Genomic DNA, 14,386 nt, shown 5'->3' with positions numbered 1-14,386 from the left:
GATCAACGTCACCATCCGCTATCCGGACAATGCCGAGACCCCGTTCAAGGACTTCCTGATGGGGCGGGTAAAACGCATTCAGGTGCGGATCGAGGAGCTGCCGGTGGATGAGGCGCTCATTGGGGATTACTTCAACGACAAGCAGTTCAAGCGCGGTTTTCAGGATTGGCTAAACCAGCGCTGGCAGGAGAAAGACGAGGTGCTGGAGGAGTGGCAGAGCGGTCAGTCACCGCTGCCGGTTGCCGCCAAATCCGGGGATGAATCCAAAGAGAGCGCAGAAGCCAACTCGGCCAACTGATTTTCGGAAAAGACAGCAATCCCGTGGCGGCGCAGCAGGGCAGTGGTCTTGCCCTCGCCCGCCACAGAAACACCTTCAAAGCGGCCGTTATAGATACGGCCGCTGCCACATGAGGGGCTCCCCTCTTTCAGCAGGGCGAAGCGAATGCCCTGCGTCTGACAGATTTCCAGCGCCAGCTCGGCGCCGCGATCAAACTCGGCTGTCACATCCACTCCGCTCGCCGTCACTACCCGTTCGCCCTGTCGCTCGGCAGGAGGACGTGGGGTCGGCAAACCGCCAGCCACTTCGGGGCAGAAGGCCAGCACCCGCCCCTCGGCACCCAGCGCACTCAGCCAGTCGCTGACAATCCCCTTGCTCTGACCGTCGTAACGCACCGGCTGACCCAGCAAGCAGGCACTCACCAGCACCTTGTGCACGCCGGTCTCACTCATGCTTCCGCTCCGTGCATCACCTGATCGAACATCACGCAGCAGGGGCTCTCCAGCCGGTAGAGGATAGCGGGACGCTGTTTGCCGGTACGTTTGCGGCCGGTATCAACCAGAATGTCGGCGCGATGGATCCGCTTGCGGAACGCCGCCGTATTCATGGGTGTTTGCAGGATAATTTCGAAGGCGCGCTGCACCTCGGAGAGGGTGAACTCGGGCCCCAGTAGTTGCAGCGGCAGGGTGCTGTAGCGGCTCTTGATCCGCAGCCGCTCCAGCCCCTTGGCGATGAGCTGGAGATGGTCGAAGGCGAGGCTCATACCCGGCAGGGTCGAAACCGGATGCCAGCAGCCGTGGCGAGCCTCCACTTCAGGCGCCACCAGACAGAGATAGACCAGGGTAGTGGACCAGCCGCGGGGATCCCGCTCCAGATTGCCGAGAGTGCAGACCTGCTCGCTGTAGCAGTGACCGAGCCCCCACTCCGCCAGCAGGCGGCGCTGGGCGGAATCCAGATCCCGGTCCAGCGTCTCGTCGATGCGCAGCGCAGGCAGTTGCCAGCTGAGGGCAAAAGGGGGGCGATCGCGGATCTCGAGCAGTAGTTCGAGCCGCTCCTCATGCAACCGCAGCACCACCATATCCAGACTCATTCTCAGCATGCCGATCGCCCTGCTCGCCTTCCATTAATGTTTGGTAGATAATATCACACGAATAGTATGTGCAGGAGCCAATCATGGGAACCGTCGCCAGCCTGGATATTGATGCGCAGAAGGGCTTTACCCCCCTCTGCCCGAACGAACTGCCCGTCGCGGGCGGGGATGATATTGTGGCGGCCCTCAACGCTCAGGCCACCCTCGCCAGCCTGCGCATCGGCAGCAAGGATGCCCACCCCGCCAATGCGGTCTGGGTGGCCAGCGAGCCTGTTACCATGCTGCAACCGCTTGATTTGCCAAACGCCGACCTAACCTGGCCGCAACACTGCGTCCCCGGCAGCAAGGGCTTCGAGCTGCTCGATGGCCTGCCCGCCCCCATCGACTATGACTTCTTCGTCTGGAAGGGGGTCGAGCCGGATCTGCATCCCTATGGTGCCTGCTATCACGATCTCGCCGAACGGCGCAGCACCGGACTCATCGAGTTCATGCAAGCCCGCAAGGTCGATACCGTGCTGGTCGGCGGCCTCGCCACCGACTACTGTGTCAAAACCAGCGTGCTGCAACTTCGCCGCGCCGGTTTCCGGGTGATAGTCCATCTCGATGCCTGCCGTGGCATCGCCCCCGCGACGGTTGCCAGCGCCCACACCCAGATGATCGAGGCAGGGGCCGAACTGGCCCAGACCCTGATCGATGTACAACGCCTGCTGGACGCCTGATATGCCCCCTATCCTAACCAGCCTGCTCGACACCGACGCCTACAAACTGCATATGCAGCAGGCGGTGTTTCATCGCTACCCGGATGCCGAGGTGGTGGCCGAGTTTCACAGCCGCAATGAAGAGGATCTGCTGCCCATGATGGGGCAGATCGAGGAACAACTGCGCCTCGCCGGTTCCCTGCGACTGACCAGGCCAGAGCTCGATTTTCTGGCCGAGCGCCCCTTCTTCACCCCTGACTACCTCGACCACCTGCGCCGCAAGCCGCTCGATGCTTCCCTGCTCAAGGTGTTCGAGCAGGATGGCCGCATCAATGTGCGGGTCGAGGGGCCCTGGCAGGATGTGATCCTGTGGGAGATCCCGGTGCTCGCCATCATCAGCGAGATGCGCAACCGCTTCCGCTATCCCCAGTTCGGCGTCAGCCATGCGCTGGAGCGGCTCGATCAGAAGATCGACAAGCTGGAGAAGGAGCTGAGCAGCGACGAGATGAGCGAGTTCAACCTCATCGACTTCGGCACCCGCCGCCGCTTCTCCCACGCGGTGCAGGATGCGGTAGTGGTTCGCCTCAAGGAGCGGCTGCCTGCGTTTCGCGGCACCAGCAACTACATGCTGGCCCAGAAGTACAAGTTGCCCGCGGTCGGCACACAGGCCCATGAGTGGTTCCAGGCGCACCAGCAGCTCGGCTTCCCGCTGGAGCACAGCCAGCGCGCTGCCCTCACCAGCTGGCTGGACGAGTTTACCAACCATCTCGGCATCGCCCTGACCGACTGCATCACCATGGATGCCTTCTTGCGGGACTTCGACTTCGAGCTGGCCAGCAGCTATCAGGGCTTGCGCCACGACTCGGGCGATCCCGTGGTATGGGGCGAGAAGGCGATCAGCCACTATCAGCGACTCGGTATCGACCCCGCCGACAAGACCCTGGTCTTCTCCGACGGACTCAACCTCGACAAGGCAGTGCAGCTGTTCCGCCACTTCCGTGGCCGGATCAACACCAGCTTCGGCATCGGCACCAAACTCACCTGCGATCTGCCCGGTGTCAGCCCGATGAACATCGTCTTCAAGCTGATCGAATGCAATGGCGGCCCGGTTGCCAAGATCTCCGACAGCCCGGGCAAGACCCTCTGCCGGGATGCGGAGTTTATCCGTAACCTCAAACAGGCGTTCCACGTCGGGGTCTGATCTTCCCGAACACCAGAAAACAAAAAGCCCGCCGGTTCACACCGGCGGGCTTTTTTATCGACTCAAGAGTGGTCAGTCTTTCTTGGCCAGCAGGAACTGCACCAGCTTGTTGAACTGCTCTTGAGAGGTGATGGATTCCATCTTCACCATATACTTGCCGTTCACCAGGAAGGACGGTACACCGCGAATGTTGTAGCTCTCGGTGTTGCGATCGAACTGGGAGACCATGCCGGAGACGGCGAAGCTGTCGACGGCCCCATCGAACTCTTCAGCCGGTACGCCGTTGTCCACGAAGAGCTGCTTCACATCGTCACGGCTCATAGGCGGCTGACGCTGGGTGTGGATCTTGGTGAAGATGGCCGGGGTCAGCTTGGCTTCGGCGTTGAGCAGGCTGGCAACGGCATAGGCACGCTGCAACTCGGGGCCCATCTCGCGGCCGAGGAAGGCAACCGGGTTCTTCTTGAGGGGCACCCCCTCTGGCAACCCGGCCTTCAACTGTTCAACGATCGGTTCGAAGGTGGCGCAGTGCGGGCAGAAGTAGGAGAAAAACTCCATCACTTCCGGCTGGGCACTGCCGGTCTGTTTGACCACATCGTAGTTGACGCCTTCCTTGAACTCGGGGGCGGCGTGAACCATGGGGATCATCAGCATGGCAGCAAGGAAAAATAGGATTTTTTTCATGATGTTTCCTGTTAAGGGATCACTGTGAGGCACGCCCGGCGAACCGAAGCAGAGCCAAGCCTATTGTTTCGCCATGCTGACGTCAATGGGCAGGGCCGGAGATCGAATCCCGCTTGCCGCGCAAGATCCCTTCCATTTCACCAATTTGGCATCAGGCTCAACGGCAGCGCCTTCAATGCATCGAGCTGATCGTGCCAAAGGTGGGGCTATCTGCTGGCCGCCGGATAAGTTACCACCCAGGCATCAGGCTCAACGGTGGTGCCTTCAGCGCTTCCAGCTGATCGTGCAGGGTCGCTATCTGTTGACGCCAGTAGTGATCGGTATTGAACCAGGGGAAGTGACGGGGGAAGGCGGGATCTTCCCAGCGCCGCGCCAGCCACGCCATGTAGTGAACGATGCGCATCGCCCGCAGCGGCTCGATCAGCGCCAGCTCCCGCGAGTCAAACTCCATAAACTCCTCGTAGCCCGCCAGCAGAGTGTCGAGCTGGATCTGCTGCTCGTGGCGCTCACCGCTGAGCATCATCCAGAGATCCTGGATCGCGGGGCCAGTGCGGCAATCATCGAGGTCGACAAACATGGGGCCATCACGCCACAGGATGTTGCCCGGGTGGCAGTCACCATGCAGGGAGATCTGCGCCACATCCAGGGTCATGGCGTCGCCGACATGCTTGATCAGCTCGTCCAGCACCCCGAAGAACTGCTTGGCCAGCCCGCTTGGCAGCCACTCGCCAGACGCCAGCAGCTGACGCGGTTCGTGCAGCATGCTCTCCACATCGAGCCGCACCCGATGATGAAACGGCTTGCTGGCGCCGATCTGATGAATGCGACCGAGGAAACGCCCCACCCACTCCAGCTGATCGAGGTTATCCACCTCGAACTGACGGCCACCAACGCTCTGCCAGATGGCAAACGGGTAACCCTCATGCTCCAGCAGGGTCTCGCCCGCGAAGGCGAGCGGTGCGGCAACCGGGATCTCAGCCTCTGCGAGACGGGTGGCAAACTCGTGCTCCTCGAGGATCTGGGCCCGGCTCCAGCGGCCGGGACGGTAGAACTTCACCACATAGCGGCGACGATCCTCATCCTGAAACTGGTAGACCCGGTTTTCGTAACTGTTGAGCTCTATAAGGCCGGAGTCGAGCCGCAGGCCACTGAGATCGAGCGCATCCATGATGAGGTCGGGATTGAGGTCGGAATAGTTGAAACGCATGTCATCCACCATAAGAAAGGGGCGCCGTTGCGCCCCATTCTATCACTACTGCCCGGCATTGCCGTGCTCGCTGATAACCGGACTGGTGTCACGCCCGGCCCGCAGCCACACGCAGTTACAACCGACTGATAAACTTGCTGCCCTGGCGCAGGTTGCCCTTGCTGTCATCGGGCACCGCCCCCTCCCGTTTCAGCACGAACTGGATATCCAGCGCCGGCCGTTTCAGGTTGTAGGGATCGACCGCCAGACTGATCGGCAGGGTGTAGATCTCCCCCGCCTTCAGGGTCACTTCACGGGGGCCGAACCACTGATACTCGGGCAAGCCCTCCACATCCAGCTGGTAGGTCTGGGACTGCAGGGTCTTGTTGAGGATCTTGAGGGTGTAGGTGTTCTCGATAAGCCCCTCGCTGTTTTCGCGGAACAGCTGGTTGCGATCCCGCAGGATATCGAGCCCCATCGGCATGATGGACATGGCGTTGTAGACAAAGACTCCCAGCATCACTGCCATCACCAAGCCGTAACCTATCAGCTTGGGCCGCGCCACATGGGTCGAGTCGTTGGCCAGCTTGTGCTCTGTGGTGTAGCTGATAAGCCCTTTCGGGTAACCCATCCGCTCCATGGTCTGGTCGCAGGCATCGACGCAGGCGCCGCAGTTGATGCACTCGTACTGCAGGCCGTCGCGGATATCGATACCGGTCGGGCAGACCTGCACGCAGAGATCGCAGTCGATACAGTCACCCAGCCCCATCGCCTTGGGATCCGCCTTGCGGGAGCGGGCGCCACGGGTCTCGCCACGCTTGGTGTCATAACCGACGATGAAGGTGTCCTTGTCGAACATGGCGGACTGGAAGCGGGCATAGGGGCACATGTGGATACACATGATGGCACGCATCCAGCCCGCATTGCCGTAGGTGATGATGGTGAAGAAGAGCACCCAAAACAGCACCCATCCGCTGGCCTGCAGGGTGAAGAGGTCCGGCACCAGTTCAGTCACATCCTGGAAGTAGGCGACGAAGGTCAGGCCGGTCACCAGCGAGATCGCCAGCCAGGCCAGATGCTTGGCCCCCTTGCGAGCCAGCTTCTCGCCGCCCCAGGGCGCCTCGTCCAGCTTGCGCCGTTTGTTGGCGGGCCCTTCCAGCTTCTCTTCAAACCAGATGAACATGAAGGTCCATACCGTCTGTGGGCAGAGATAGCCACACCAGACCCGGCCGAGGAAGGTAGTAATAAAGAAGAGCCCGAAGGCGGCGATCATGAAGAGCCAGGCGAGCAGGGTCAGATCCTGCGGCCAGATGGTGGCGCCAAAGATATGGAACTGCTGGTGACCGAGGTCGAACAGCACCGCCTGTCGCCCGTCGTAACGCAGCCAGGGCAGCAGCACGAACAGCGCCACAAAGAACCAGCCCATGGCCTTGCGCATCCGCTGCCAATACCCTTTCTGGGCCCGCACATAGATGCGGTTGCCCGGGTTGAATCTGTCGTCGCTGGCTTTGAACGTATTGGGGTTGAAGGTCCCGGTTACGCCCTTGTCGGTGACGTCCTTGATATCGATTTTATCGTGGTCGGCCATTGCAAGACATCGCTCCCTTAATTGTTATGGCGCGGATTATATCTTAAACAACCTGATAACCGTGTGGATTAGATGTATCTAATGTTGGCGTTGGATCGCAAATTTCATTAACAAAAAAGGCGTTTCGCCTGTTGACGAAACGCCTTTTTTAGATTCCATTGAGGCCTTACTGATGCGGCCGGCTAAATGGCTTATTTGATACCGCGCGCCTTGAGCAGCGCCTCTTTGAAATCGGGCACATGATCCTTGGCCAGACCCGGGATCATCGCCTGCTTGTCGGATTCCCGCATTTTGAGGTGATAGATCAGCATGTCGTCGGTCAGCTCGGACAGAGGCCCTTCAAATCCCGCCTCTTGGGCCAGTTTGGCAACAAACTGCACCAGGCTGAGATCCTGTTCCTTGATCCAGGCAGGCTGCAACAACTCCAGCAGCTCTTCGATACGATGACATTGCATAGACAACCTCTTTAATCTGTCACGTTAAATTCAGGCAACCTTACCCATCAAGGCTACTTCGATTCGATCCCGCCCATTATGCTTGGCCTGATAGAGTGCCGCATCCGCTTTTTGGATCAAATCGGCGATTTTCATGCTGTTGTCCGGTATCAGTGTCGCAACACCAAAACTACATGTGACCCGACCGGAGACCAGTGACTTCTGGTGCGGGATGGCCAGCTCCTTGAGCGCCTGCCGCACATTGTCCGCCACCTGCAGCGCCCCCTGCATGCCGGTGCAGGGCAGCAGCAAGGCGAACTCTTCGCCCCCGTAACGGGCCGCCAGATCGTCCTCGCGCCGCTCCACCTCGGCCAGCAAGCCCGCCACCTGTTGCAGGCAGTCATCCCCCAGCTGGTGACCGTAGAGATCGTTGAACTGCTTGAAGTAATCCACATCTACCAGCACCAGCGACAGCGGCGCCCGGGCTCGGTGGCAACGGCGCCAGGCGCGCTCCAGAGAGTCATCGAGATGGGCACGGTTGGCGATGCCAGTCAGGCCATCGAGACGGGAGGTAAGGCGCAAATGTTCGGAGACCGCCTTCAACTCGGCCACCAGTTCGGCATTGGAGAAGCGGTGGTGGAGCGAGGCTATCTGATCCCGCTGCATCCGGCGCAGCAGGGTCGGCAAAAAGACAAACAGATAACCCGCCAGCATACAGGCGACGATCCGCTCCTGCTCGTTGCCATTGCCCAACTCGAACAGCATGGCGCACCCGAGCGGCAACACGACTCCGTAGAGCGAGCGGCGGCAGCCAAACAACATGATGGCACTGCCGGTAAGAATAAGGCTGGAGAGCATCATCATGGCGGCGCGGTAGGTATCGGGCAGCTTGTCCATGTAGAGCAGCACCCCGAGAGCCCAGACGATGGAGGTGATGGTGGCTCCGATAAAGAGCTCCCGCTCCAGTACCCGCGGCGAGATCTGACGCAGGCGGGTCCGCCGCCAGCGCAAGTGCCAACCCCGACCCAGCAGCCACAACAAAGTCCCAGACAACCAACCGAACGCTTCGGTGGCAGGCAGATAGTCGTGGAACAGCAGGCTCCAGCCAAATGCCATCAAGCCCAGACAGGGCAGACCGAACGATGCATGGGTATAGAGCTGAGCCATAATGGCCTGCCTGACCTGGCGTGTCACACTCTGCGTCAAATGAGTACTCCTGTACAAGAGCCGAGCAGTCTACCATTACCCCCTGACCAGCAACAATAAAGCACCGGTTATTAAGTTTTTAATCAATTAATATCTGTTGCTCCTGCGCCAACCGGTGAGTCACTGTTCACCCCTTCTCCAGCTCGTCGAGGATCGGGCATTCGGGGTTTTCATCCCCGTGGCAGCAACCGACCAGCCCCTCGAGCGAGCTAAGCATCGCCTGCAAACCAGCGATGCGAGCCCGCAGATCGACGATCTTCTCCTGCGCCAGCTTCTTCACCTGGGCGCTGGTTCTGTGTTCGTCACGGTAGAGCGCCAGCAGCTCCTGACACTCCTCCAGATTGAAGCCGGTCTCCCGCGCCCGCTTGACGAAGCGCAGCTCGCGCAGCGATCCCTCGGTGTAACTGCGATAGCCGTTGTCACTGCGTACCGGGGCAGTAAGAAGGCCGATGCTCTCGTAATAACGAATGGTTTTGGCAGTCAGTCCCGTGGCCTTGGCTACCTTGCTGATGTTCATGGATGACTCCTTAATGGTTCGATTCAGTGCTGACATTGTGGCTGACATGGGCCATTGCCCGCGGCTGCCAGCGTTTCAATAACAGGGAATTGCTCAAAACTGTGATGCTGCTCAGGGCCATGGCCGCCCCCGCCAGCTCGGGGCTGAGGTAGCCCAGCGCCGCCAGCGGAATGCCGATGATGTTGAACACGAAGGCCCAGAACAGATTCTGCTGTATGGTGCGCCAGGTCGCCGCCGAGATGTCGATGGCATCGGCCACCAGCCGCGGGTCGGATCGCATCAGGGTGATGGAAGCGGTCTCCATCGCCACATCGGAGCCGGAGCCCATGGCGATACCGACATCCGCCGCCGCCAGCGCCGGGGCGTCATTCACCCCGTCTCCTACCATAGCTACCAGCCCGCGGGTTTGCCCCCGCAGCGCCTCTACTTTCTCCACCTTGCCAGCTGGCAGCACGGAGTCGAAGGCCCCGTCCAGCCCCAGCTTGGCGGCGATATGGGCCACCGGCGCCGGTGCATCGCCGCTCACCAGCCAGCTGGCGATGCCGCGCTGGCGCAGGTTTGCGATGGCTTCCGGGCTCTCGGGGCGCAGGGTATCAGCCAGCGCCGCGATGCCGGCCACCACGCCGTCGATGGCGACCCAGACCCTGGTTGAGCCGTCGGCGGCTTGTTCATCCTGCGCCGGAACCACAATACCGAGCTGGGCCAGCAAAGAGCCATTACCGATGGCGACCCTGTGGCCCGCTACCTGACCGACAATACCGGCACCGACTCGCACTTCCACCGCCTCCAGCTGGGGCAGCACCGCCTCTTTGCCGATGGCCTCGCACATGGCCAGCGCCAGCGGGTGTTCGCTCGCCTGCTGCAGGGCGGCGGCGAGGCGCAGCTGCTCATCGTTGCCGCTCCAGCTGGCCAGCACAGGCTTGCCTTGAGTGAGGGTGCCGGTCTTGTCGAAGATAAGCGCCTTGATGGCGTGGGCCTTCTGCAGGGTATCGACATCCTTGATCAGAATGCCGTGACGCGCCGCGACGCCGGTGCCAGTGACAATGGCCGCCGGGGTGGCCAGCCCCAGCGCACAGGGGCAGGCGATCACCAGCACCGCCACCGCCGCCAGCAGCGCCTGACCGAAGTCGTTGCTGATGGCGTACCACACCAGCAGGGTAAAGAGGGCGATAGCCATCACCACCGGCACAAACACGGCGGAGACCTTGTCCACCAGCTGTTGCAGCGGCGCCTTGCCCATTTGGGCGCTCTCCACCAATGCGATGATCTTGCTGAGACTGGAGTCCTCCCCCACGGTAGTGGCCTCTATCTCCAGCACGCCGGAGCGGTTGATGGCACCGCCCAGCACCTTGTCGCCCTCGCCGCGCGGCACCGGCAGGCTCTCGCCGGTGAGGATCGACTCGTCCAGCTCGCTCTCGCCACTCACAATTTTGCCATCCACCGGCACCCGTTCCCCCACCAGCACCCGCAGCCGATCGCCGCGCAGCACCTCGTCGATGGCGACGCTCTGCCAGCTCTCGCCACGCCAGACGGTGGCAGTTTCCGGCCGCAGCGCCATCAGTTCACGAATGGCAGACTGGGTGCTGCGGCGGGCTCTCGCCTCCAGCAGTTTGCCCAACGAAATTAGCGTGATGATGATGGCGCTCGCCTCGAAATAGAGCTTGCCGCTGGCAGCCATTCCCAGGTTAAGCAGCAGATAGAGGCTGTAGAAGTAGGCGGCGCTGGTACCGGTGGCCACCAGCACATCCATATTGGCTGCACGATTCTTGAGGGCAAGCCAGGCACCGCGATAAAAGCGGGCCCCGATCCAGAACTGCACCGGGGTGGCGAGCAGCAGCTCGAGCCAGGCGGGCAGATGCCAGGGGAACAGTCCGGCCATGGCCAGCATCCCTACCAGCAGCGGCAGGGTGAGCAGGGCCGAGACGATGACCCGGGTTTGCGCCTGACGGGCGCTGGCAGCCTCCTGCGCTTCCCGCTCCAGCAACTGCTGGCGGCGGCCGCTGGCGGAACCTTGTGCCAGCTGGGCGCCAAAGCCGAGCGCCTCGATCTGCTCGCGCAAAGCGGCCGGGGTCTGCATCCCGGGGACCAGCACGATGCGGGCCTGTTCGATGGAGAAGTTGACCTCGGCGGAGATAACGCCGGGCAGCGCGGCCAGCATCTTGTTCAGTCGAGCCGAACAACCGGCACAAGTCATGCCGGTAATTTGAAACAAAAAGGTCTCGCTGCCGTAGTCGTAACCCTGACTCTTGATGCTGTCGAGCACCGCAGACAGGCGATCGGGGCTGGCCAGCTCGATGGCCGCTTGCTCCAGCGCGAAGTTGACGGTAGCCGATACCCCCTCCAGCTTGTTGAGGGCGGTCGTGATGCGGCCAGCGCAGTTGGCGCAGCTCATGCCGCTGAGCGGCAGCTGCAGATGAATGGGTGATTGAAGATGAGTGATCATGTTGTTCCTCCCCAGAACCCGTCGGCACCATAAAACGCCGACTGGCAAACCCTAACCTTTACTCTAAGGGTAAGCTCAAGCCACATGATCCACTTTTTGCAGATGAAAAAAACGGCGCCCGTTTGCTGCCAGAGAGCAAACGGGCGCCGCATTCAGCTATTGCGCGGTGTGAGCGGAGCTCAGATACCGTACTGGGCGCGATAAGCCTTCATGGCCGCCAGTTGCGCCGCCAGCTCCGGCTGCTCGGCCTGCTTCTCCTCCAGATACTGAATCAGGTCGCTCATCTGGATGATGGCGATGATGTGGGCGCCGTAGTCACGCTCCACCTCCTGAATGGCGGAGAGCTCGCCCTTGCCCTTCTCCTGACGGTCCAATGCGATCAGCACACCGGCCAGCGAGGCGCCGTTGGCCTGGATCAGATCCATGGATTCGCGGATGGCGGTCCCGGCTGTGATAACGTCATCCACCAGCATGATGCGCCCCTTGAGCGGGCTGCCCACCAGATTGCCACCCTCGCCGTGATCCTTGGCCTCCTTGCGGTTGAAGCACCAGGGCACATCCACATCGTGCTGCTCTACCAGCTGCACGGCGGTGGCAGAAGCGATGGGGATCCCCTTGTAGGCCGGGCCAAACAGCACATCGAACTCGATGCCGGCATCCATCAAGGCGGCGGCATAGAAGCGGCCGAGACGGGCCAGATCGCGGCCGCTGTTGAACAGACCGGCGTTGAAGAAGTAGGGGCTTTTACGACCGGATTTCAGGGTAAATTCACCGAATTTGAGGACCTGCTTCTCCAGGGCGAACTCGATAAATTGACGCTGGTAGGCTTTCATTCTGGCTCCTTGCTTGGCTTGTCGTTGTCTTGTGTGGGGGTATAAAAAAACGCGGTCAATGCCGCGTTTTTCAAAACAGAAATCAGGAGAGCGACTGCTTCTGCAGCGCAATGATGTCGGCGATGCCGCCCTTGGCGAGCGCCAGCATCTCCAGCAGCTCTTCGTGGGTGAAGGGCTCGGCCTCCGCGGTGCCCTGCACCTCGATGATGCGACCATCTTCGGTCATCACCACGTTCATGTCTGTCTCGGCGGCGGAGTCTTCGATGTACTCCAGATCGCAGATGGCTTCGCCTTCGTACATACCGACTGAGACGGCAGCGATCATCTGCTTGAGCGGGCTCTGTTTGATCATGCCCTTCTCGACCATCCAGTTCAGCGCATCCACCAGCGCCACGCAGGCACCGGTAATGGAGGCGGTACGGGTGCCGCCATCGGCTTGCAGCACATCGCAGTCAACTGTGATGGAGTGTTCGCCCAGCGCAGTCAGGTCTACCGCGGCGCGCAGGGAGCGGGCGATCAGACGGGAGATCTCCAGAGTGCGGCCACTCTGCTTGCCGGAGGCCGCTTCGCGGTTCATCCGGGAGTGGGTGGAGCGCGGCAACATGCCGTATTCAGCAGTGACCCAACCCTGATTCTTCCCTTTCAGGAAGCGCGGAACGCTGGTGTCGACGCTGGCGGTGCAGAGCACGCGAGTGTTACCGAACTCCACCAGCACTGAGCCTTCTGCATGTTTGGTGAAATTGCGGGTAATGGTAACCGGGCGAAGTTGCGCGGCACTGCGATCGCTGGGACGTGACATGGAACGGACCTCTGGGCTGGCTCAAATTGGCGGGGGATTATAAGTGATCCCGCCCCAAATATCAGCCGCTAAAACCACGGCATCGGCTGACGAGCAGGGCCGGGCTGAGTATACTGGCCGCACACTTCATCAAGCCCGGAACAATCAATGATTCACAGCATGACCGCCTACGCCCGCAAGGAATTCAAGGGCGACTGGGGCACAGCCGTTTGGGAAATTCGTTCGGTCAACCAGCGCTATCTGGAAACCTACATTCGCCTGCCGGAGCAACTGCGCAGCCTGGAGCCGGTACTGCGTGAGCGTTTCCGCGCCAAGCTGCAGCGCGGCAAGGTGGAGTGCAACCTGCGTTTTGAAGCCGCTCAGGCCGCAGCCAGCCAGCTGCACATCAATGAAGAGCTGGCCAAGCTGATCATCGACAGCGCCAGCTGGGTAATGAAAGAGGCGGGCCAGGGCCAGCTCAACCCGGTCGATGTACTGCGCTGGCCGGGTGTCATGGCTGCCGCCGAACAGGACATGGACGCGGTCGCCACCGAGTTGCTCGGCGGTTTTGACCAGACCATGGAAGATTTCCTCGCCTCCCGCGCCAGCGAAGGGGCCAACCTCAAGGCCCTGATCGAACAGCGTCTGGCCGGCATTCAGGTGGAAGTGAAGAAGGTGCGCGTCCACCTGCCGCAGATCATCGAGTGGCAGCGCCAGAAGCTCACCGACCGGCTGGCCGAAGCCAAGGTGGAGCTGGATCCGGCCCGCATCGAGCAGGAGATCGTGCTGCTGGCCCAGAAGATCGACGTGGCCGAAGAGCTGGATCGTCTGGAGATGCACATCAGCGAAACCAACAAGATCATGAAGAAGGGTGGCGCCTGCGGTCGCCGTCTCGACTTTATGATGCAGGAGTTCAACCGCGAGTCGAACACCTTGGGCTCCAAGTCGATCAACGCCGAAGTGACCCAGTCCGCCGTCGAGCTGAAAGTCCTCATCGAGCAGATGCGCGAGCAAATTCAGAACATCGAATAGATTTTTCACCCGCCCAAGCATCGCTTAAAAGCCCGGTATTACCTTGTGAATCGCAGGGGTGATACCGGGCTTTTTTCATCTTCCCGGTCGCATAGAGGGACGGATGTCGGTGACAACCGACATGCCTCGCCTGCTTGTTGTGTTCAACGATACTGGCCCTCCGTTTGCCGCAAAGGGTCACGTTGCGTAACCGGATACCCGCCTACAGGAGATCTTTCAGCCGGGTTAACAGCGCTTTACGGCTGTTGTTCGCCACCACAAATTGCTTAAAGCGCTGGGCAAACGCGGGGCTATCGCCTTTGAGCTGATAGGCTTCCCACAACTGATGCACATAGCGTGAGGCCGCATCGTAGCCACTGGCGCACACGCGATCCGCCTGTTCTTGTGCCTGCTGCCAGGCGTGTTCACGCTGATGGTAGATA

The 14,386-nt window shown here is 60.9% G+C and carries 15 protein-coding genes and 1 pseudogene; 4 read left to right on the top strand and 12 right to left on the bottom strand.

The genetic code is table 11. From position 1 onward, the window contains the following. Positions 1–298 (top strand): annotated as a pseudogene (locus ACRAUW_RS12730) (acyltransferase); the annotation flags it as partial. On the opposite strand, the gene ACRAUW_RS12725 reads toward ACRAUW_RS12730, so the two are convergent. Both ACRAUW_RS12725 and ACRAUW_RS12720 read right to left on the bottom strand, forming a co-directional pair. Continuing rightward, positions 223–729: a DUF523 domain-containing protein gene (locus ACRAUW_RS12725; RefSeq protein WP_431362568.1), complete on the bottom strand. Its 507-nt coding sequence runs from the start codon at positions 727–729 to the stop codon at positions 223–225. The pseudogene ACRAUW_RS12730 and the gene ACRAUW_RS12725 overlap by 76 nt on opposite strands. Continuing rightward, complete coding sequence (locus tag ACRAUW_RS12720) at positions 726–1,376, bottom strand: NUDIX hydrolase (RefSeq protein ID WP_431362567.1); 651 nt, start codon at positions 1,374–1,376, stop codon at positions 726–728. The genes ACRAUW_RS12725 and ACRAUW_RS12720 overlap by 4 nt, the downstream gene beginning before the upstream one ends. Before the next feature lie 74 nt (positions 1,377–1,450). Between ACRAUW_RS12720 and ACRAUW_RS12715 the strand changes: the two genes are divergently transcribed. Together ACRAUW_RS12715 and pncB are read left to right on the top strand one after the other, a co-directional pair. Further along, positions 1,451–2,086 (top strand): nicotinamidase, encoded by a 636-nt coding sequence (locus tag ACRAUW_RS12715; protein ID WP_431362566.1) that lies wholly within the window; start codon positions 1,451–1,453, stop codon positions 2,084–2,086. A 1-nt stretch (position 2,087) separates the two neighbouring features. Then, positions 2,088–3,266 (top strand): nicotinate phosphoribosyltransferase, encoded by a 1,179-nt coding sequence (gene pncB / locus ACRAUW_RS12710; protein WP_431362565.1) that lies wholly within the window; start codon positions 2,088–2,090, stop codon positions 3,264–3,266. A gap of 72 nt (positions 3,267–3,338) precedes the next feature. Here pncB and ACRAUW_RS12705 read toward each other — a convergent pair whose 3' ends face one another. The 9 genes from ACRAUW_RS12705 to rph all read right to left on the bottom strand — a co-directional run bounded on the left by ACRAUW_RS12705 (position 3,339) and on the right by rph (position 12,953). Continuing rightward, a complete protein-coding gene (locus tag ACRAUW_RS12705; protein ID WP_431362564.1) occupies positions 3,339–3,947 on the bottom strand; it encodes a thiol:disulfide interchange protein DsbA/DsbL in 609 nt (202 codons plus the stop codon). Between the two features lie 229 nt (positions 3,948–4,176). Further along, positions 4,177–5,166: a serine/threonine protein kinase gene (locus ACRAUW_RS12700; protein WP_431362563.1), complete on the bottom strand. Its 990-nt coding sequence runs from the start codon at positions 5,164–5,166 to the stop codon at positions 4,177–4,179. Between the two features lie 103 nt (positions 5,167–5,269). Continuing rightward, positions 5,270–6,721, bottom strand: a complete 1,452-nt coding sequence (gene ccoG / locus ACRAUW_RS12695) for a cytochrome c oxidase accessory protein CcoG (protein WP_431362562.1) — start codon at positions 6,719–6,721, stop codon at positions 5,270–5,272. A 191-nt stretch (positions 6,722–6,912) separates the two neighbouring features. Continuing rightward, the gene (locus tag ACRAUW_RS12690; protein ID WP_005339598.1) at positions 6,913–7,176 is read right to left on the bottom strand and encodes a YihD family protein; all 264 of its coding nucleotides are present in this window, start codon (positions 7,174–7,176) and stop codon (positions 6,913–6,915) included. Positions 7,177–7,206: 30 nt separating this feature from the next. Beyond that, positions 7,207–8,361: a diguanylate cyclase domain-containing protein gene (locus ACRAUW_RS12685; protein WP_431362561.1), complete on the bottom strand. Its 1,155-nt coding sequence runs from the start codon at positions 8,359–8,361 to the stop codon at positions 7,207–7,209. Between the two features lie 127 nt (positions 8,362–8,488). Further along, on the bottom strand, positions 8,489–8,878 hold the full coding sequence (gene cueR, locus ACRAUW_RS12680; protein ID WP_431362560.1) for a Cu(I)-responsive transcriptional regulator: 390 nt from the start codon (positions 8,876–8,878) through the stop codon (positions 8,489–8,491). Between the two features lie 10 nt (positions 8,879–8,888). Then, complete coding sequence (locus ACRAUW_RS12675; RefSeq protein WP_431362559.1) at positions 8,889–11,321, bottom strand: heavy metal translocating P-type ATPase; 2,433 nt, start codon at positions 11,319–11,321, stop codon at positions 8,889–8,891. A 179-nt stretch (positions 11,322–11,500) separates the two neighbouring features. After that, positions 11,501–12,154 (bottom strand): orotate phosphoribosyltransferase, encoded by a 654-nt coding sequence (gene pyrE, locus ACRAUW_RS12670; protein WP_010676102.1) that lies wholly within the window; start codon positions 12,152–12,154, stop codon positions 11,501–11,503. A gap of 82 nt (positions 12,155–12,236) precedes the next feature. Continuing rightward, positions 12,237–12,953, bottom strand: coding sequence for a ribonuclease PH (gene rph, locus ACRAUW_RS12665; RefSeq protein ID WP_431362558.1), 717 nt, complete (start codon positions 12,951–12,953; stop codon positions 12,237–12,239). Positions 12,954–13,100: 147 nt separating this feature from the next. Between rph and ACRAUW_RS12660 the strand changes: the two genes are divergently transcribed. Then, positions 13,101–13,964: a YicC/YloC family endoribonuclease gene (locus ACRAUW_RS12660; RefSeq protein WP_005342032.1), complete on the top strand. Its 864-nt coding sequence runs from the start codon at positions 13,101–13,103 to the stop codon at positions 13,962–13,964. A 202-nt stretch (positions 13,965–14,166) separates the two neighbouring features. On the opposite strand, the gene ACRAUW_RS12655 is transcribed toward ACRAUW_RS12660, so the two are convergent. Further along, positions 14,167–14,386 (bottom strand): hypothetical protein (locus ACRAUW_RS12655; RefSeq protein ID WP_431362557.1); only part of this gene is annotated, 220 nt, incomplete at its 5' end.

The sequence above is a fragment of the Aeromonas sp. genome (assembly GCF_050633025.1).
Taxonomy (GTDB): Bacteria; Pseudomonadota; Gammaproteobacteria; order Enterobacterales; family Aeromonadaceae; genus Aeromonas.
Note: the sequence above shows the minus strand (reverse complement) of the source record. Positions and strands in the feature narration are given on the sequence as shown.